Here is an 18614-nt window from a genome sequence, read left to right as displayed (position 1 = left end):
CGTTTGAATTGTTTTGCCGTTGGTAGTTTACTGGATAGTACCAGGGAATAAAGTCCGCTTTCATTAATCAAAATTGTTTCTTTATTTTGATTGCCATCAAACACCATTGTCTTTGTTCTATCTTCTTCATCAGTGTGTCGGTTTACATCTCGACTACCGTTTTGGTACCCGAGAGTATCAGCGACATCCTTTGCAACAAACCATAATTCATTATCTTTTTCTAAAATACGAACTTGACCAAATGTATCATTTTTGAAAATCTGTAAATCAGTCATACCTATACCTCCTTAACGACCAGTTGAGGTTCTGATTCATCAACGATCAATTTAATTGTTTGGCTATTAACAGGGATAAAGTCAGTAACAGCTTCGGCATTATCAATAAACACCGGAGCATTAACTTTAAAATAGCTAGTCAATGCATTGATAATATCCAAGCCTACATTAATGCGTGCTGCGTTGTTCATGCTGCGATATGGAACGCCTTTATAAGTGGTTTCACAACATTCCTCGACATTGCCATTTAACATAACGTTGAACATCTTGAAACGAGCTAATTTAAACCTTGCATTAATGCTTTCTTCCAACATGTTAACTTTGGCTTTTACGAACTCATCCATAAGATATGATGCTTCATCGAGTTCATTCTTTTCAGTAACAAGTTTTTGTTGTTGGTTTTCCAATTCGATAACACGATTTTCAATATCATCAATCAATTTAAATTTATTCAATTCAGTCTCGAGATTTGCTTTTTTAGATTTCAAAGAGGCTAGTTCATCATCAAGTCTTGCAAGTTCTTTGACATCTGCACCTGGTTCCTCTTCGATCTCAAGCAAGAACAATTGAGCTTTTAAGTCAGCATATGTAGGATCATCTTCGACATTAGGTTCAGAATACGCTTCATATTCTTCACGTTTAATATCTCTCTCCTTGCTTTGTAGGGTAATGTCATCTATTAATCCGTCAGCTTTCGATATCATAGTTTTTTGCTGCTCTTCGTAGTTTTCTTTTAACTTAGCAGCACTATCGATAAGGCCTTTCCATTCTTCAAGCTTTTTAGATTTATTAGCGTTAAATTCTGCCTCGAGTTTTTCCTGCTTATCCGCCGGCAATTGCTGCCCGCAAGTAGGGCAAGCCTCTTTACTAAACTGCTGAGAGTTAAATGTGTCGAATTCAGACGTTAGAGTTTCGATGCGTTTGGCTTCTCGCTCAATTTCTTTATTAAGCTCGTTGCTTCTATCCATACATCTATCTCTTTCAGCTTCAGTCGCCTTTAATTTAGATAGTGCCGTTTCGTACTCGCTGCGCAAATGTTGTTTGCGCTTATGGTAATCGGATTGTACATCTGAACGTCTAACATCTAATTGACGATTAATATCACGAATTTTAGACTGCTTTTCTGTAGCACTAAAACCGTTTTTAATAATGGCCTTTTGTTTTTCAACATCATCAATGCCAGTTGATAAAGTTTTAATATCACTGATTAGTTTATTTTTATCAGCCATAACTTCAGGTTTATTTCGCACAGCTTCATCAATACGAACCGGAATCATATCCAGTTCTTTATTAATAGCTGTTTTCTTGCTGGCAATCACTTTGCGTTGATCATCAACCGTGCGTCCATCTAATAACTCTGCTAATCGTTTTAAGTCTTCACGACTATTAATTACAGCGGCATCATCAATATCGCCACACATTTCAAGGAGCAGCTTCCGGCGATTTTGCCAGGAATACGTTTCGTTAAAATACAATGGATTTGTAATTAATTTGAAGATGCTTTCATCTACAAGAGAACTAACCATTTCTTTGTATTCTTTTTCTTTTTTAGGCACACCATCGACAAAATAATCTGTCGTGTGGCCTGTTAAGGTAACTTCACCACCACGAGGGGAAGAGTACTTTTCACGATAGACGCGTTTAAGCTCAACAGTACCACCTTCATCTAATGTAAAGGTCCCTGTTACTTCGTGATTGACTTTATGGATAGGTTCACCACCATCCAATGTTTTGATTTCAAAATCAGCCCTATCCAGGCTATCTTTGCCAAATAGCAACCAACACACTGAGTCAAATACAGTCGTTTTGCCGGTGGCATTATCGCCACGGATTACAACATCGCCGTTTAAATCTAACGTAAAGGAAGTTAATCCTTTGAAGTTAAGTAGTTCTAATTTTGTGAGTTTCATATCATTCTCCTATACAACAGTGGCATCCACATCGATGGTGTGCGGCTCAATCTGCAATTGATTAGCCCATTGCATAACTGTCGAGTGAATTTTATTATTTTGTTTTAGCTGCGTATTCGCAAATAACTTCGCTTGCACTAAATGGTTGAATTTGGGTTGTCCTTTTCTTATCTTTTCCCCTGTGGCCAGTTCTAAGCAGGCCACAGGATTCATGTCATCATCAGTGACAACTACAATCGCCGTCTGTCCTTGCATGACACGACCACGATAAGAGCCCACACAATTTTTTAATTGTTTTCCAACCGTCATCAAATCAGCTGCAGTCTTAGGAACCATGAAGTGCATTCCGTTCACGTCAGCCTGTAATTGAGGTTGAGCAGGCAGTATTACATCTCCGTACTCTTGCTTGTTAAACAAATTGATAAGTTCATCGTGGAACTGTTTTAGCTTGAATCGCTTTTCCCATAAAACATCCTGGTATTTTGGTCCTAGTTTTACGTACATATCAACGCAATCTGCTATATCACGGATATCCTCACCAAGTAACCACCGCAATATAGCAGGTTCATCGAAGCGTTCGATTAGTTTTTGCCACATATCCCTAGAATGAGGTGTATTTAGCTTCATAGCCTTACGAAAATCGTTAGCGTTATGAAGCTTACCAGTATATGGGCAAGCACTTTCATAGCTGCGTTGTAGTGTAAGAATAGTACGTCTGCAGTTTTCGTCGCTGAAAAGATTGAGGATATCAGACATATATACGCTTAACGGATCATCAACCATACACTTTCGTAATGCCCTGCTATTAGGTGATTTATACGACTGTCTAAGCGCCGCTTGAAAGTTCATCCCCTTTCTTGTAGCTGTTAACACATCCTCTTCGAAGGGGATGTGTGTGTATCGATATAAGCTATAAGCATTGGTCCAATATACATACTGTCTCATTAGACTCACAATGCCAGGCATATCTGGCGCCGATAATTTCAAAATCATGTTAAGTAACATTGTGAAATGATAGCCGTTTTCTTCAGTGGCGCTAGGTGACACATATATATCCTTAGCCCCATAGCCATATGTTTCTTTCAATCGTTTTTCAAACATAACTCTTAAAGCTTTAAATGTTTTATTTAAAAACTTTCGATTAAAGTCTGTCATGGCATATGAATCACCAAAGAATTTAAGCACAGGCATAATCTCGTTCTCACGAATATAATCAACAGTGAGTTCGTGGCGAACTCTAAATCTATCAATGTATGTAGCTTTACGTTTTTTAAAGTCGAATCGCAATGTTTCCGTGCACATTCCGTGGTCATTTTTTCTACCATCAAAGAAAAGCTGTATACCTTGGTATCTAATCTTTAAATCTAAAAAATATTTATAGTTGATAACTTCTACATAGGCTGTCACAGGATATACTTTCTCATCATTAATGGAATAGCAAATCTTATGATCGTAGGGATTGGATGATAGATGGCAGTTTGGACAAGTATAATATTTAGCACCAGTTACATATCCATTGTGATAGGAATACTTACGCTGCCAGCTACCGCCAAATGTAAATCCACAATCGAGATGGCAAATAGTTGTATACTCCGCACCGTAAGGGGCCTCTAGGATTACGCTATCGAACATTTTGTGAATATAGGTACTGGATACAATCTCCACAGTGAATTCCCCCTTTAATCACCAAACATAGCGAATAGATCTTCTGTTTCCTTCTCTTCAACAGATGCAGCTTCTACCGCTGGTGCTGGTTCTTCTTTAGGTTTAGACTTTTTAGTCGTAGCCTTTGTTTTCTTGCTTTTAGTTTCAGCTTTCTCCGCCTCAGGCTCTGCCTTTTGTTTCTTAGTAGGTTCTACGATTTCATAAGCTTTTACAATCGCATTGGATGCTTTCATGACATCCTCTGTATATGCGATACCCACCTGGTACTCTTCAGCGTTACCCGGGTCCATTTCAATTGCTTTATGTAATATATCTAACGACTTCTTACATATGTCTGCTTGACTTTTAAATTGTTGTTTAGCCATATTTAAGCCTCCTTCTCTGCCATGATGGATTTTAAATCTGTGATAAGATCATCCGTTAAAGAGTCGCTAGACGGACGAGTAACCCCGTGCTTGCTAAAAATTGCAAGTGCTTTTTTTGCTTTTACCCCATCTTCGCCCATCCATTCACGGAACTCCTTATAAAAAGCTTTTTTATCTACCGGTTCAGCGGCAACGTCTAATTCTGTATCTTGTTGGGGAGTTTTTACTGGAGTCGGTTCTTCGACCTTTGTTGTTTCAGCAGGTTTAACTTTTTCTTCTTTATTAAGTTTCGTCGGATTACCTTCGAAGTCTGTCACATGAATGTCTTGTTCTTGTTCTGCTTTAGCAACTTTATTTAGTGTTTCTTCTTCCGCTTCAGCTTTTCTGATTTTTACAACTTTAGGATTGACTTTAGGCGTTACCACATCTACATCGATAGTTTCACAAACTGTTGCTGTAGGCGCTTTGCTGTCATGGCAACTACCGCAGCATTGATGGTTTAAAATTTCATTCCATTCTGCGATTTTAAGCGCAAGATCTTCTGTGTCATTGAATTTAATTGTTAAGATATTTTGATTTTCCATGATAGGTTCTCCTTTAGAATTTAAACAGTAATTCATCATCCACTAATTTTCCTTCAACAATTTTAGGGATTCCAATTTCCTGGAGTTTACGAATTACGCTACGACTTTTGGATATATAAATAGTATTTCTTTCAATTTGTACTGCTGTTGGTTTAATTACATATGGCTCTGTTGCAAGCGCAGGCGCCACACAAATGACTTTGTTGTTAATATCTATACCCACCTTGAAATATTCAGGGCCTTTTAACTTTCTGTAAGCCGGCATCGAAAGCTTGATATAGCTATTTGTAGTAACTATAGCTACCTTTTGTAATGATTCGTGTTTGCCCCTGTTATCTGCAAAGAAATTAAAGTCAAATGCATTTACAGTGGCTTTATGTTTTATTGCTTTTATTTCAGGCATTTTATCTCCTTATCTGGTATAATTTACATAGGATATTTTTTATCTGTGCTCGTTACTCATTGCCGTGAGTGCGAGCATTTTTACTTTTACGGCGAATATGTTCATCGTGACAATGTTTGCATACTCTAATTGACTTACGATTTATCTCGTCATAAATGTAGTTATGAGTGTGTGGAATTAACCTAACTCCACATTTAGTACATGTTCGAATCGGACGTCTCATCGTATTAGTACCCAAACTAGACCGCCGCAAAACATAATGCAAGCGGCCATCACAAAGAGAATAAATAACACGCAAATCACATCAATATAATTCATATTTCATCTCCTATTTGTAATATGGATTGCGGCAGTATTCGCCGCTTTTTCTTACTTGCAGGATGTACGTGACATCTTCGAGGTCTTCAGCGTCTACTTCCGCCATATCCTTTTTGTAACCATACATTGATATAGCCAAACCTATGATTGATTGAATGAGAAATTGCATGTATCCTATTTGGTCAAGTTCCAATGCCCCCATAGAGCCTGCGATAAGGAAAGTACCTAATAACATGTAAATCATTATTTTTCATCCTCCTCAATTCGTTCAGCTATGATCTTATCTACCGTAACGATAATGCGAACTCCTGCAGCGCCATAAGCACTCATCATGGTTTGCAAGCTATAGATGGCGTTCATAACGTCCCCACTGATTTGATTTAAGATGCGCTCGGATTCGATCGCTTTTAGATGTGCGACCATTGCTGTTTCGTTTACTGGAATAGCTTTCATAATTTCATTTCTCCTATAACATCATCATTGATAAAATAGATGCTACTGCAGCAGTAGCAAAGCTTAAATGCATTCCTGCGTCAATCCATGTCATGATTAATTCCTCCTAATGAATTCCTGCGGATTTAAACTCCGCTAAGCCTTTAAAATACCCAGGAACGTGTCTGAATCCAGAATGATACATGGTCGATACCTGACAGTTTGACATATTGGCATTTTTAACATACTTGATGGCCTTCCGAATGGCGTTGTCAATTAATCGAGTTTTTAAGTTAGAAAATCCCCAATTTGAGGTGCCCAACTCTTCAAGCTCCATCAGCGCCCATCGTTTTGTATTACATTTTCTGCCAAGGCTATACTGAAATCCACCTACGATTCCTTTAATTACGGATATTGTGTAATGATAGGATGTGTTACTCCAGTTCATGATTTATCCTCCCTATTGAATATGTGCAGCTTTAAATTCTGCATTGATAATTTTTAAGTCCCAACCCAAGGCATTCATTAGGTACGTCTTAAAGCCTTCTTTGTCGATGACAAAGGCTCTTGACTTTTTGCCCGGTGACTGCCAAGCGTAGGCAAATGGGAATTTACCTATTGCAATTCCTTCACGAACTGCGGTCAAACTAATTCCGAGCACTGCTGCCATCTGAGAAACAGATATTATTTTTTTTATCATTTATTAACCTCCTTTTATAATCCAATACGATATTTCGTATTACTCGGTAAAAAAAAGAACTTCAAGAGGAATGTCAGACCCCATAAGATTTTTTATCCGTACGCATTCATCATAAGTTAATGGATACTTTCCGTTTAACTTATCCAGAATGGTTGCGTATCGAATTTTCAGCTTATCCGCTAGTACTTTTCGACTCCAACCTAGTCTTGCGAGCTCGGCATTTAGATTTGGATACATATATTCACCTCCCTTTACCACCTCTAGAAATACGATATTTCAATAGTCTTAATTCGAAATATCGTATTTCTTATGTCATTATCTTAATACGATATTTCGAATTTGTCCAGTTTAAGCTTGTTAATGATTTGTTAATGAGTTTTTTAATTGCGAAATATCGTATTTAAATGTTGATATTTCGTAATTAATATATTACTATATATGTGAGAGGGCTTTATGAATAGAGGTGATCACTATGACGAGAGAACAGTTTTTAAAAGAAAAAATATTAGAAATAGATACAATTAAAGGATTTGCCACTAGAATTGACATGCCTTATACAACGTTATATTCAATTTTGAATAACGTAGGCGGCGCATCTATAGATAACGTGTTAAAAATTTGTAAGGGATTAAATATTCCTGCGTCTATATTAGAAGAATTTGATAGCCAAAATACTTTTAATTATGACGAAGAATTAATATCTTTACAAAGGAATTACAAAGGTTTAGGTAAAGCTGAAAGGCAACAGTTAAATGACTTTATTAATTTTTTAAAGTCAAAACATGATTCGAATATGCCAGAGGATGATGATCTTGACTAATAATCTTGTAAGCACGATAAAAGAGGCACATAATACACGTAAGTTAATAGGTGATGATATTAAACTAACGCCTAGAATGATAATTGAATATTTAATAAAACAAAAGGGCGTCTGTGTTAAAACCTATAAACAAGGTGCGCAAGCTCTCGGAGTATCCCCTTTAATAATTGGGATGTATACACAGTCATCCGATGCAGCAACTTTATATTTACCTAAAACAGATAATTTGTATATATTATATGATTCAGAAATCAAGACAAAAGAGCGTAAATTATGGAGTATTTGTCATGAAGCTGGACACATAATCAGAGGTCATCATTTACAGAAACTGAACAACCCAGATTTAATCAAATCTCCTATTTTAGAGTTAGAGGCAAACACATTCGCTAGGGAGCTATTGGCGCCGGCCACTTTAGTATATGGCTTTATTTCTAGGTATAAAACAGAGGGCCCTAATATTGAAGATTTTTACTTTGCTTATAGATATGTTTTTGGATTAAGCAAGTCAGCTTCTGCATTATCTGCAAATATACTTTCACACGAAGGTTATCAGATTGAAAACGATTTATCTCTAATTCAACAGTATGGTGCCAAGCTAAATAAACTATTTCCTTATATTAGTACGCGAAGAGATTACCATTATTTGGTATCAGCTATGTGCAAAACGGAATACGACCACGTTAAGAGGGCTTACGACTTAAATAAGCCTTTTAGGGAAAGTCTATTTGGTCGTTCTGTGTTTTAGATTTAAGGAGAGACAAGTATGAATAAAAGGGTGTTATTAACAGCTATTGTAGGGGTAATTATGGCTGTATTTGTAGGTTACGTAATAACTGACTACCACCAAAATACATCTAATCGAGCGGAGTATTCCGCATCAGAAGACGCTCGCAAAGCTCAAGAGGCAAAAGACAAAGAAGCCGAATTGACGAAAAAAGCTAATGCCGAAAAGGAAATATATACGATTCTAAACAACACGAACTTTGAGTATGATCAAGTAGACAGGGAATATAAATTCTACAGCTCTAATCAAAGATCGATACAACCCAGTAATTCTGTATCATGGGTTGCTTTCGTAGACTCCTCTGGCCATTTAGTAGGGCCTTTTATCAAATTTGTCACTTTTGCCCCATTAGATATGTCTACAAATTGGATATTCTGGGATAAATTAACCTTCTCCAGTTCTGCAGGTAAGTTTGATTACACGATGCGTGGCGTCATCGCCGGGCAAAGTGGCGGGGGTAAGAATATCAGACTAGATGATTCTGGAACTTATGAGTATGCCCTACTAACAATCCCTGAAATAGATGAAGGTCTGCGCATCTTAACACAAGGCAGCAATCCAATAATCAGATACAGAGGCTCCCAATATTATAAGGACTACACCCTATCTGCTGAAGAAGTCGAACAGCTAAAAACTGCACTAACCTTATATGAACTCGGAGATATTGTTGATGATAACTTAGATGTAAATAAGCTATCTAAATAAAAAATACCCCTATCACACGATAGGGGTATTTTAGGAGGTATGAAATTATGGCCATGAAACGTGCCAACGGTACAGGCACCGTATATAAGATGAAACATAAGGCCCTACGTAAGCCATATCAAGCCGTGGTGACCCTTGGATATAATTCTGAGGGTAAACCCTTGCGTAAATCAATAGGCACCTTTGCAACGCAAAAAGAAGCGTATAATGCATTATCGGCTTATGATGCTAATGCTCCTCAATATGAAGTCAAGGATACTACCTTTGGCCAATGCTGGGAATGGATGATTGAAGATAAGACTAGACTGGGAGTTAACCTTGCAAAAAGTGGCTATGTTTACAACAAGCCGAAAGTAGAACATTTGATGAGGGTTCCTATCAAGGATATACGATTAACCCACCTACAGGATATTATTGATAGATATAGTGACATGAGCCGCACAGCGTTATCACAAATCAAGACCGTACTGAAATCTACTTTTGACGTAGCGATAAAAAACGATATAGTAGATAAGAATTATGCCTCTCTCGTTACCTTGCCTGCTAAGCCTAAATCAGATATGCACAAACCGTTTACCCCGGCCGAAATTTATAAGCTATGGAAATTGTCGGATACAGACCGGAATGCACGAGTATTATTAACGTGCGTATATACAGGTATGCGGCCAGGTGAAATTCAGAAAATCAAATTAAAAGATGTTCACATCAAGGAACACTATATGATTGGTGGAATAAAAACCGAAGCCGGCAAGAACCGCATCATACCGATAGCGGACTGTATCATGCCTTTTATAAAAGAATGGTACCGCAAAAGCAGCTTTGAGCGAGGTGAATACCTTATGCCAAGCGATATTCCTAAAAATCTAAGGCCCGCATTGAGCGTGTATTTGAACCGTAAATTCGATGATCACCGGCCACACGATGCTAGACATACCTGTGCTACATTACTGATTCATATCGGTGTGGCGGAGTCTACGGTTAAGACAATATTGGGGCATAGACATTCCGACGTGACTAACCAGGTGTATGTACACAGGGATGCTACCGTGTTAGTAGACGCGGTAAATAAATTACCGTCTCGAGATGAATTATTACGAGATGAGTTTCAGGCGTTAACCTATGCTAGAGGTTGAGCAACGGTTGAGCAACCGTATCAGTTTTATCTAATTTTAGACAATTTCAAAAATTAAAAAGCCAGTAAACGCCTATGTTTACTGGCTTTTTAACACTGCATTTTTTGTATTGAACACAGCATATTGTTTTAGAGAGTAAAGATGTGTTGTAGTTGAAAGATTTAGAAATAATGAATTATTGTAAAATAGATTTAAAATGTATTAAATTGTATATGCTGTGACAATGCCTGATTATTTATACTTCTCGGCTATATTGTTGCCTATATCGTTTATCGTTATTTGCCTTAATAGCCATGATCAATGGCTTTAGCGAAAGAAACTCTTCATCACTAAGTCGAAAGGTTCTACCAATACGTTTAATAGGATTACGTGGGCGCCCGGCACCGCGTCTAGATCCACCCCATGCCATATACATACCTCACTTTTCACTTGAAAAACTCCCTCTACCGATAGTATAACCTCCGATACATAAGTATGCAATAGCCATTCACTTTAAATAACCTTTTAACAGCCTATAAACAAGTAATAAACTTCATTTATTAGTAAAATGCATAATCAATAAAACACATATTTATAAGTATTTCCCCCTATTCAACTTGAATTGTAACATTAATGTTGCCAAATATAGATAAATCTCTTTTATAGAATATAGTATTTACAAATCAGTTTATTTCTATATTTTTAGATTATTTAGAAACTATCACGTACATATATAATAAATAGAATTTTAAAATAGAAAAGCAAATTATTTATAAATATGACAATATAGCAAAAATATTTTGATAAACAAAAAAAGACTGCTTTTGCAGTCTTTTTTACTGTAATAAAAAATATATGAATTAGCCAAATAGTAAGTGACCTACTTCATAAGCAATAGCAGCAACGATACCAGATAATGGAATCGTTACAAACCAAGCCATAACCATAGATCTTGCTACCCCCCAGTTGACTGCTTTAATACGTTTAGAAGAGCCTACACCTAGTAAAGAACCACTTACTACGTGTGTAGTACTGACAGGCAAATGTAAAAATGTAGCTGTAAAAATTGTAATAGCAGAGTTTAGATCAGCTGCAAACCCATTAATAGTTTCTAGTTTGAAAATCTTAGTTCCCATTGTAGAGATAATTTTCCAACCGCCTACAGCAGTACCCATAGCCATTGCAGTAGCACAACAAAGTTTTACCCAAATCGGTACATCTAATGTATCGATGAAACCACCGCTAAGTAAGGTTAATGTGATTATCCCCATCGCTTTTTGTGCATCATTAGAGCCATGAGAAAATGCCATCATAATTGCTGATACAATTTGCATGGATCTAAATCGATCATTTAAAGTAATTGGAGAAAATCTACCGAAAATAAGCAACAATATCTTCATCACAATGTAGCCACCAATCATGGCTACAATCGGAGATAAAATAAGAGACAAAAAGATTTTTAAAATCCCCGCCTCATTCAAAGCGTCAAATCCTACAGACCAACCCACAGCACCGATGATACCACCAATCAAAGCATGGGATGAGGAACTTGGGATTCCCCAATACCAGGTTAAAAGATTCCATGTGATGGCACCGATAAGGGCTGCAGAAATAATACCACTATCGATAAGGGATGGCGACATTACTATATCACCACCGATAGTCTTTGCAACACCTGTACTAACCATTGCACCCAAGAAATTGAGAGCAGCGGTCATCATAATCGCCTTTTTAGGCTCAATAGCTCGTGTAGAAACGGATGTGGCAATGGCATTTGCCGTATCATGAAAGCCATTGATATAGTCAAAAGCTAATGCTAAAAATACAACTAGCCATACTAAATAATGAGCATCAAGCATACTTCAATACTACCCGGCGGAATGTACCAACCAAATCTTCGCAGCCATCGATTACATCTTCCATAGCGCTAAGGATTTCCTTCCATTTGATAATTTCAATTGGATCCGTACACTCTGTAAAGAGCTTAGCCATTTCTTCATGATAAATATTATCCGCTTCAGACTCAAGTTTCAATACTTGGTGAACACGCCCCTCTACCTTCACATGATCCTTTTTAAGACTACCCATATAACCAATGGATTTATTGATATGCTTAACGCATTTAACAACAATTTCACTCATGCGAATAGCACCATCACTTGGTTTTCCAACATGATACATAACCATTTTATCCATGATTTCTTTGATATTATCCAATGTAGTATCCAGTTGGTCAATCAAAAGCTGAATATCCTCACGATCCATTGGAGTGATAAATGTTTTACGTAAACGCTCTACAGTTTCATTTACTAATTCATCGGCAGCTTTTTCCTTTGTATCAATTTCAAGAAATGCCTCTTCCTTAGAGATATCCCCCTTAAACACGCGTTCCATCATTTCCGCACTTTCATAAGTTAGTGCAGCATGTTTTTCCAAAATACTGAAAAATTTTTCTTCTTTTCCTTTTAATTTAAAAGCCATGAAGATCCTCCCGAACCAGTATTGATTGCTTCTATAATAACAATTTAATTATAGCATACTACAGGTAATTCCTAAACCAATTTACCAATCTCTATATTTTAACCCCTATGCGTATATGGCATATATAGAATCTACTTCTGTGAAAGCTTTTATTGACCATATATCCACTATATAAAATAGATAAAAAAGCAGATAGCTGACTAACATATCAACTATCTGCTATATATTTCTTAGCTATCTTTGTGCTTTTTTTTTAACTAGTAACCATCAACTCTTAGCTATTAGCTTCCGCTGCCGCTTTAGCCGCCTCTGCCGCCTTTTTCAAATTAGGCACAGATGTAGGGCATGTAGCAGGCGTACAAGCGCCATTAGGACCTAAATCTTCAGAACGGTTCACAAAGGTAGTATGTAACATGTGATGTGCTTTGTGGCTCATAGGTTTGCCATCAAAGAACTCAGCATACAATTTTTGGATATCCGGATTATCACAAGCAGCTTTTACAGTTACTTCTGCATCGCGAGTATACAAGGATGCAATACGAGCTTCACGAGCTTTGTCAGCCATCGGTAATTTAACGCGTGGTTGACCACCACCACCGATACAGCCACCACGACAAGCCATTACTTCGATGAAATCATAATGGATATTTTCTGCACGCATGCGTTCGATGAACTTACGCAAATTACCGGTACCATGAACTGCCGCTACATGTAATGTTTTATCGCCAATCACTACGTCCGCTTCACGCGCACCGTCCATGCCGCGAATAGCTTCGAATGGAATCAATGTTTCAGGTGCATCTTCACCTGTCGCCATTTTGTAAGCTGCACGCATAGCCGCTTCCATAACGCCACCAGTGTTACCGAAGATGATACCACCACCAGAGGCTTCGCCCATCAATGGGTCAAAAGCAGAATCTTCAAGATCATCGAAGTTGATTTCTTCTGCGCGCAACCATTTTGCAAGTTCCCGTGTAGTAATACAGTAGTCTGTATCGCGCATTTCTGGTGTATTCCAGTATTCCGCGGAGGAATTCATTTCATCGCGACGAATTTCAAATTTCTTAGCTGTACATGGTGTTACTGCAACAGCCACGATTTGTTTTGCATCAAGGCCCATTTTTTCAGCAAAGTATGTTTTTTGTGTAGGCGCTTGCATAGCAATTGGGCTCTTAGCCGTAGATAGGTTTGGCAAGAATTCTGGATAGAATGTTTCCGCAAACTTAACCCAAGCAGGACAACAAGATGTGAATTGAGGCAATACCGCATCACTATTAATAACACGTTCTAATAACTCAGATGCTTCTTCCATGATAGTCATGTCCGCACCAAAGTTTGTATCAAGGATATAGTCGCCACCCAATTTACGAAGAGCGGCTACCATTTTACCTTCTACAAATGTACCAGCCTCAAGGCCGAATTCCTCGCCTAAACCAACACGCACGGCAGGCGCAGTTTGGAAAATGACGATTTTATTAGGGTCAGCAATAGCCGCTTTTACTTCATCAATTTCAGAGCGTTCATTAATGGAATCAAACGGGCAAATAGATGCACATTGACCACAATGAATACAAATTGGATGATCTCCATTAGTTGTTAAATCATAATAATCAAATACACCCATGTCTACAGCACAAACTTTACGACATAAGGAGCAGTTTTTACATTTAGTTAAATCTTGTACTAATGCAATATTTCCGTCTTCAATCGGTACGCGACGGTCTAAAAATTGGTACTTACTCATGAGTTCCTCCTACTTAGGTAACGTTGTTATCGTTAATCGAAGAAATTATACTATACATTGTGAGTTTTATCAATAAACTTACACGTAATTCCTTTGCATAGCAGATATTAAAAAATGGCACGATAAAAGGAATTATAGGCGTTCCTCTAATTCCATCCACCGTTCAGTGAGCGCATCTATTTGAGCCTGTGTTTCTTCTCGTTCCTCCATCAGTGACTGCATTTTTTCATAATCAGTAGCCACTTGACTTATCATAACATCGAGGCCCTTTACTAAATGTTCTAGCTTAGGCAATTCATCCATAATATTAGCATACTCTGCTCCTTCTGCTTTATTGAGGCCTTTCTTTGGTATTTCTTTGAACGTATCTGTTTCATCACCAACGACAACATTATCATCTCCAAGGGCATCTAACCTATCAGATTGATTATCAACAGAGTCATCGGTATCAGCCGCTCCAGCCTCTACAGCTCGTACGGCTTTGGAATTAGCCGTTATACTATCATTTGCCACATAGAACGGGCGCTTACTTCCACTGCTTTTATCAAGAGCATCCTTGTAGTCAGAATAGGAGCCATGCACAATTTCAATATGCCCATCTCCGGTAAAGACAAACAATTTATCCACTACGCGGTCTAGAAAGTACCGATCGTGACAAACTGTGATGATGACGCCACTAAAGGAGTCAAGGAAATCCTCTAATACCTCTAATGTTGGAATATCAAGATCATTCGTCGGTTCGTCTAGCAATAATACATTAGGAGCGCTCATAAGCAATTTCAAAAGATATAAGCGACGACGTTCCCCACCAGAGAGTTTTCGAATTGGCACACCGTGTAGTTCTGGGGTAAAAAGAAATCGCTCAAGGATTTGCCCTGCGCTCAACGTAGAACCATCACCGAGGACCATATAAGAATGATCTTCACGAATATAATCTAGGACGCGCATATCTTCATCGAAGTCAGGCAGCTCTTGTTTAAAGTGAGCAATGCGAACGGTCTCACCTTTACCAATAGTTCCACTCGTCGCCTCGTAGGTGCCATCAAGGATATTCATAAAGGTAGACTTACCAACACCATTAGGGCCAACGATACCGATACGATCATGACGTACCACATGATAGGTAAAGTCCCTAATCATAGGACGTTCATCAAAATAAAACTCTAAATGCTCAATGTCAAAGATGGTTTTTCCTAAACGGGTCTTCAATGCAATAGGATCCATTTGATCGGGACGACGGGTTTCCTCCATATTCTTTAATTTTTCGTAACGATCAAGACGAGCCTTTTGTTTTGTAGTTCTCGCCAAAGCACCACGACGCACCCATTCGATTTCTCGTTTTAAGAATTGACGCCTCTTTTCTTCGGTGGCAGCCTCACGAGCCTCTCGATCTGCTTTCAAGGCGATAAATTCTTCGTAGTTGCCATCATATTGATACATACGACGATTAGATAGCTCTAAAATACCATTACATACGGAATCGAGGAAATATCTATCATGGGTACTGATTAATAATCCTCCTTGGCGAGCACTCAAATACGACTCCAGCCAATCGATACTATCTTCATCCAAATGGTTAGTCGGTTCATCTAATAATAAAAGATCACATGGATATAACAAGGCTTGCCCCAATGCAAGGCGACGCTTTTGCCCACCTGACAACATGGCTACCTTCTGTTCCACATCAGGAAAGCCCAGTTTAGATAAAATAATGCGCGCCTCTTGTTCTACTTGCCACCCGTCTTGTTGATCCATTTGCTCCAATGCATTCATATAGTTACGAGACAATTTAGCATCATCACTACCAGACTCTTGCATTTGACGATACTCACGACTAATACGTTCAAAGGCTTTTACCATTTGCAACCGAGGATGATCTCCATCAAGAACGGCTTCTAATAAGGTAGATTCCAGATCAAAATCAGGTGTCTGCGCTAAGTAATGGATACTGGCCTTACCATTACGCTCAATAGTGCCTTTATCAGCTTCCATTTGTCCTGCTAATATTTTTAGAAATGTAGACTTACCCGTTCCGTTAATTCCCACAAGACCTAGTCGTTTTTCTGTGGTAAAAGTAATATTCACATCTTTAAACAACAGCCTTGTACCATATGATTTCTCTATGTTCTGTAAACTAATAACATTCATGTTCCGCTCCTATTTTCTAATTCTGTTATTTATTATACTACACATTACCATTGACAGTAACAGACGCCCTCAGTAGAATAAACGTAACATATATATTCATGAGGAGGTCCACATGGCGACGGATATGGTTTTAGACTTTTATGAAAGTATCAACTTTGAACTTATCGACATTGATGGGTATGACACATTATTTACTGAGCTCTTAGAGGATGGCACTTATGCAACTGTGTCCGATGATGACGGCTATATGCTAGAGGACTTAGAGACACCAATCGTATTCAATGTATACGACGATAATGACTCCTTCCAATGGAGTGTTACCCTTGATGACTCTTACCAATTAAAAGATTTATTGGATGGTGCCGAAAGTACGGATGCGTTCTTAGTTGCATTACAAAAACTTCGACAAGAACATATTGAACAGTATCAATAGAAAAAAAGCGATGGCCTTTTTAGGTCATCGCTTTTTTACGCTGATTAGCTAAGAGCCTCTTCAGCTTTTACCAGTTCATCTTGTGTACTAGCATCTAAGATTTCAATGAGACTATTTACGATATCAGCAGCCCCATCCACATGCCATTCGCGAGCACGCTCAGACATTTGTTGTAGTCGCGGAGAATTAATTAACAGTGCAGTTACCACATCTTCTAAGTTGTGAATATCACGAGCCCAGCGGGCACAACCTCGTTGCTCTAATAATTCTGCATTTGCCTCTTCCTGCCCTGGGATAGCATTAAAGAATACCATTGGCAATCCGATTGTAACAGCCTCCATACAGGTCAATGCACCAGGTTTTGTGACGAGCAAAGACGATGATTTCATGAGCTCAGAAATATTAGTAGTATAACCATATACGGTGGTCTTCGTCTTCATAGATTCACTAAGGATAACTAACGATTCATAAAGAGACGTATTTTGTCCAGCTACAACGGTAATTTCACCAATACCATTTACTTCATCTAGATGTTTTAAAGCCGTCTCAAGAGAGCCTAAACCCAAGCCACCACCCATAACAAGTACTTTCACAGGTTCCTCTAAGCTATACTCTTCAATAGCATCACGGAAAAAAGATCGACGCACTGGAATGCCAGATACATGAATACGAGATTCATCGATACCTGAAGCCACCATTTCAGGTACCATAGACTCTGTTGCAACATAATAAACATCAATCTGTGGATAGAGCCAAAACTGATGACTACTAAAATCTGTCATAATAGCTACTAGTGGTACATCTATATGACCTTGACGCTTTAAAATCGATGCCGCCCCACAAGGAAATGGATGTGTAAAAACCATTACATCTGGCTCTTCTTGTTGTACTAGCTTAAGCATGCGACTTTTAAGTAGGTACGACAATGCGGTTTGCATAATAGTACCTCGTTTTTCCCCTTTCGATACGCGATAAATCATGTCATAGAGCATAGGGAATACGTCAATCATCTTTATATAGGTACCCTTAATTAAATGCTCTACAGACATAGTTTCTGTATCAAGAAAATCAACATGAGTAATTGATGCTTGTGGCTCTTTTTCTTTCCAATATTCTTCTATGGCTCTTGCGGCTTGCATATGTCCAGTGCCGATTGAGGCGGACACGATGAGAACCTTCCTTGATGTTTCGTTATTCATAATGCACCCTTTCTCTGTGCATTATACCATAAATAGATAAAAAAAAGAGACCTCGAAAGGTCTCTTTCATATCCAATATGGATTATTTTTTACGTTTTTTAGCTTTTGCAGCATTAACTTGTTCTTTCAAACCTTTACCAGCTTTGAATGCAGGAGATTTGGAAGCTGCAATTGTGATAGTTTTACCGTTTTGTGGATTACGGCCTTCACGAGCTGCGCGTTCACGAACTTCGAAAGTACCGAAGCCGATAACTTGTACTTTACCACCAGCTGCTAATTCTTGAGCTACTGTGTCAAATACAGCTTTTACTGCTTTTTCAGCATCTTTTTTAGTTAATTCAGTTTTTTGTGCAACACTTGCGATTAATTCTGTTTTGTTCATGACAGAACCTCCTTAAAATTACAATACCTTAGAAGCGTATAAACCTCTAGGTTACTTTTCCTGCACTTTAGCCTCCTCCCAAAAAGCATCCAGCTCAGCTAATGAAAAGTCTTCCCATGAGCGATCGCTTTGGTTAACACAAGCTTCTACATGT

General features: G+C 38.2%; 23 protein-coding genes and 1 pseudogene. 5 read left to right on the top strand and 19 right to left on the bottom strand.

All coding sequences use genetic code 11. The features are described from left to right. The 11 genes from RYO55_RS08720 to RYO55_RS08670 all read right to left on the bottom strand — a co-directional run. Window positions 1-275 (bottom strand): BRO family protein (locus tag RYO55_RS08720; RefSeq protein ID WP_314985124.1); only part of this gene is annotated, 275 nt, incomplete at its 3' end. A 2-nt stretch (window positions 276-277) separates the two neighbouring features. Beyond that, window positions 278-2185, bottom strand: coding sequence for an AAA family ATPase (locus RYO55_RS08715; RefSeq protein WP_302146039.1), 1908 nt, complete (start codon window positions 2183-2185; stop codon window positions 278-280). 9 nt (window positions 2186-2194) lie between these two features. Beyond that, a complete protein-coding gene (locus tag RYO55_RS08710) occupies window positions 2195-3850 on the bottom strand; it encodes a PcfJ domain-containing protein (protein ID WP_314985122.1) in 1656 nt (551 codons plus the stop codon). A 14-nt stretch (window positions 3851-3864) separates the two neighbouring features. Beyond that, window positions 3865-4215 carry a hypothetical protein gene (locus RYO55_RS08705; protein WP_314985120.1) on the bottom strand — a complete coding sequence of 117 codons (351 nt, stop codon included), beginning with the start codon at window positions 4213-4215 and terminating at the stop codon, window positions 3865-3867. Between the two features lie 2 nt (window positions 4216-4217). Further along, complete coding sequence (locus RYO55_RS08700) at window positions 4218-4838, bottom strand: choline-binding protein A (RefSeq protein WP_314985119.1); 621 nt, start codon at window positions 4836-4838, stop codon at window positions 4218-4220. Beyond that, the gene (locus RYO55_RS08695; RefSeq protein ID WP_314985118.1) at window positions 4813-5202 is read right to left on the bottom strand and encodes a hypothetical protein; all 390 of its coding nucleotides are present in this window, start codon (window positions 5200-5202) and stop codon (window positions 4813-4815) included. Before RYO55_RS08695 ends, RYO55_RS08700 begins: the two co-directional genes overlap by 26 nt. A 328-nt stretch (window positions 5203-5530) precedes the next feature. Then, window positions 5531-5764, bottom strand: a complete 234-nt coding sequence (locus tag RYO55_RS08690; RefSeq protein ID WP_314985116.1) for a hypothetical protein — start codon at window positions 5762-5764, stop codon at window positions 5531-5533. Further along, window positions 5764-5973, bottom strand: coding sequence for a hypothetical protein (locus RYO55_RS08685; RefSeq protein ID WP_314985114.1), 210 nt, complete (start codon window positions 5971-5973; stop codon window positions 5764-5766). Before RYO55_RS08685 ends, RYO55_RS08690 begins: the two co-directional genes overlap by 1 nt. Window positions 5974-6079: 106 nt before the next feature. Then, window positions 6080-6400, bottom strand: coding sequence for a hypothetical protein (locus tag RYO55_RS08680; RefSeq protein WP_314985113.1), 321 nt, complete (start codon window positions 6398-6400; stop codon window positions 6080-6082). Window positions 6401-6412: 12 nt separating this feature from the next. Further along, the gene (locus RYO55_RS08675; RefSeq protein ID WP_314985111.1) at window positions 6413-6652 is read right to left on the bottom strand and encodes a hypothetical protein; all 240 of its coding nucleotides are present in this window, start codon (window positions 6650-6652) and stop codon (window positions 6413-6415) included. A 39-nt stretch (window positions 6653-6691) separates the two neighbouring features. Beyond that, window positions 6692-6889 carry a hypothetical protein gene (locus RYO55_RS08670; protein ID WP_314985109.1) on the bottom strand — a complete coding sequence of 66 codons (198 nt, stop codon included), beginning with the start codon at window positions 6887-6889 and terminating at the stop codon, window positions 6692-6694. A gap of 235 nt (window positions 6890-7124) precedes the next feature. Between RYO55_RS08670 and RYO55_RS08665 the strand changes: the two genes are divergently transcribed. From RYO55_RS08665 to RYO55_RS08650, 4 genes are read left to right on the top strand one after another with little or no spacing between them, the layout of a single operon-like run. Then, window positions 7125-7472: a helix-turn-helix transcriptional regulator gene (locus tag RYO55_RS08665; RefSeq protein ID WP_314985107.1), complete on the top strand. Its 348-nt coding sequence runs from the start codon at window positions 7125-7127 to the stop codon at window positions 7470-7472. Continuing rightward, window positions 7465-8217, top strand: coding sequence for an ImmA/IrrE family metallo-endopeptidase (locus RYO55_RS08660; RefSeq protein WP_314985105.1), 753 nt, complete (start codon window positions 7465-7467; stop codon window positions 8215-8217). Before RYO55_RS08665 ends, RYO55_RS08660 begins: the two co-directional genes overlap by 8 nt. Window positions 8218-8277: 60 nt before the next feature. Then, complete coding sequence (locus RYO55_RS08655; protein WP_314985104.1) at window positions 8278-8961, top strand: hypothetical protein; 684 nt, start codon at window positions 8278-8280, stop codon at window positions 8959-8961. A gap of 47 nt (window positions 8962-9008) precedes the next feature. Further along, the gene (locus tag RYO55_RS08650; RefSeq protein WP_314985103.1) at window positions 9009-10094 is read left to right on the top strand and encodes a site-specific integrase; all 1086 of its coding nucleotides are present in this window, start codon (window positions 9009-9011) and stop codon (window positions 10092-10094) included. Window positions 10095-10329: 235 nt separating this feature from the next. Here RYO55_RS08650 and RYO55_RS08645 read toward each other — a convergent pair whose 3' ends face one another. The 5 genes from RYO55_RS08645 to RYO55_RS08625 all read right to left on the bottom strand — a co-directional run bounded on the left by RYO55_RS08645 (window position 10330) and on the right by RYO55_RS08625 (window position 16446). After that, window positions 10330-10503 (bottom strand): hypothetical protein, encoded by a 174-nt coding sequence (locus tag RYO55_RS08645; RefSeq protein ID WP_004697552.1) that lies wholly within the window; start codon window positions 10501-10503, stop codon window positions 10330-10332. Between the two features lie 430 nt (window positions 10504-10933). Then, complete coding sequence (locus RYO55_RS08640) at window positions 10934-11932, bottom strand: inorganic phosphate transporter (protein WP_119562662.1); 999 nt, start codon at window positions 11930-11932, stop codon at window positions 10934-10936. Then, complete coding sequence (locus tag RYO55_RS08635; protein ID WP_004697557.1) at window positions 11925-12554, bottom strand: DUF47 domain-containing protein; 630 nt, start codon at window positions 12552-12554, stop codon at window positions 11925-11927. The genes RYO55_RS08640 and RYO55_RS08635 overlap by 8 nt, the downstream gene beginning before the upstream one ends. Before the next feature lie 274 nt (window positions 12555-12828). After that, entirely contained in the window at window positions 12829-14298 is a 1470-nt protein-coding gene (locus RYO55_RS08630) for a [FeFe] hydrogenase, group A (protein WP_314985100.1), read from the bottom strand. Between the two features lie 132 nt (window positions 14299-14430). Then, window positions 14431-16446, bottom strand: coding sequence for an ABC-F family ATP-binding cassette domain-containing protein (locus RYO55_RS08625; RefSeq protein ID WP_314985098.1), 2016 nt, complete (start codon window positions 16444-16446; stop codon window positions 14431-14433). Window positions 16447-16558: 112 nt separating this feature from the next. Between RYO55_RS08625 and RYO55_RS08620 the strand changes: the two genes are divergently transcribed. After that, entirely contained in the window at window positions 16559-16879 is a 321-nt protein-coding gene (locus tag RYO55_RS08620; RefSeq protein ID WP_314985096.1) for a hypothetical protein, read from the top strand. A gap of 44 nt (window positions 16880-16923) precedes the next feature. Here the strand turns inward: RYO55_RS08620 and RYO55_RS08615 are convergent, their stop codons facing one another. The 3 genes and pseudogenes from RYO55_RS08615 to RYO55_RS08605 form a co-directional block, all read right to left on the bottom strand. Continuing rightward, window positions 16924-18078: an MGDG synthase family glycosyltransferase gene (locus RYO55_RS08615; protein ID WP_119562658.1), complete on the bottom strand. Its 1155-nt coding sequence runs from the start codon at window positions 18076-18078 to the stop codon at window positions 16924-16926. Between the two features lie 82 nt (window positions 18079-18160). Beyond that, window positions 18161-18460 carry an HU family DNA-binding protein gene (locus RYO55_RS08610; RefSeq protein ID WP_004696710.1) on the bottom strand — a complete coding sequence of 100 codons (300 nt, stop codon included), beginning with the start codon at window positions 18458-18460 and terminating at the stop codon, window positions 18161-18163. A gap of 51 nt (window positions 18461-18511) precedes the next feature. Beyond that, a pseudogene (locus tag RYO55_RS08605) lies at window positions 18512-18614 on the bottom strand (nucleoside triphosphate pyrophosphohydrolase); the annotation flags it as partial.

Origin of the sequence: uncultured Veillonella sp., from assembly GCF_963551295.1 — a bacterium.
GTDB lineage: Bacteria > Bacillota > Negativicutes > Veillonellales > Veillonellaceae > Veillonella.
Note: the sequence above shows the minus strand (reverse complement) of the source record. Positions and strands in the feature narration are given on the sequence as shown.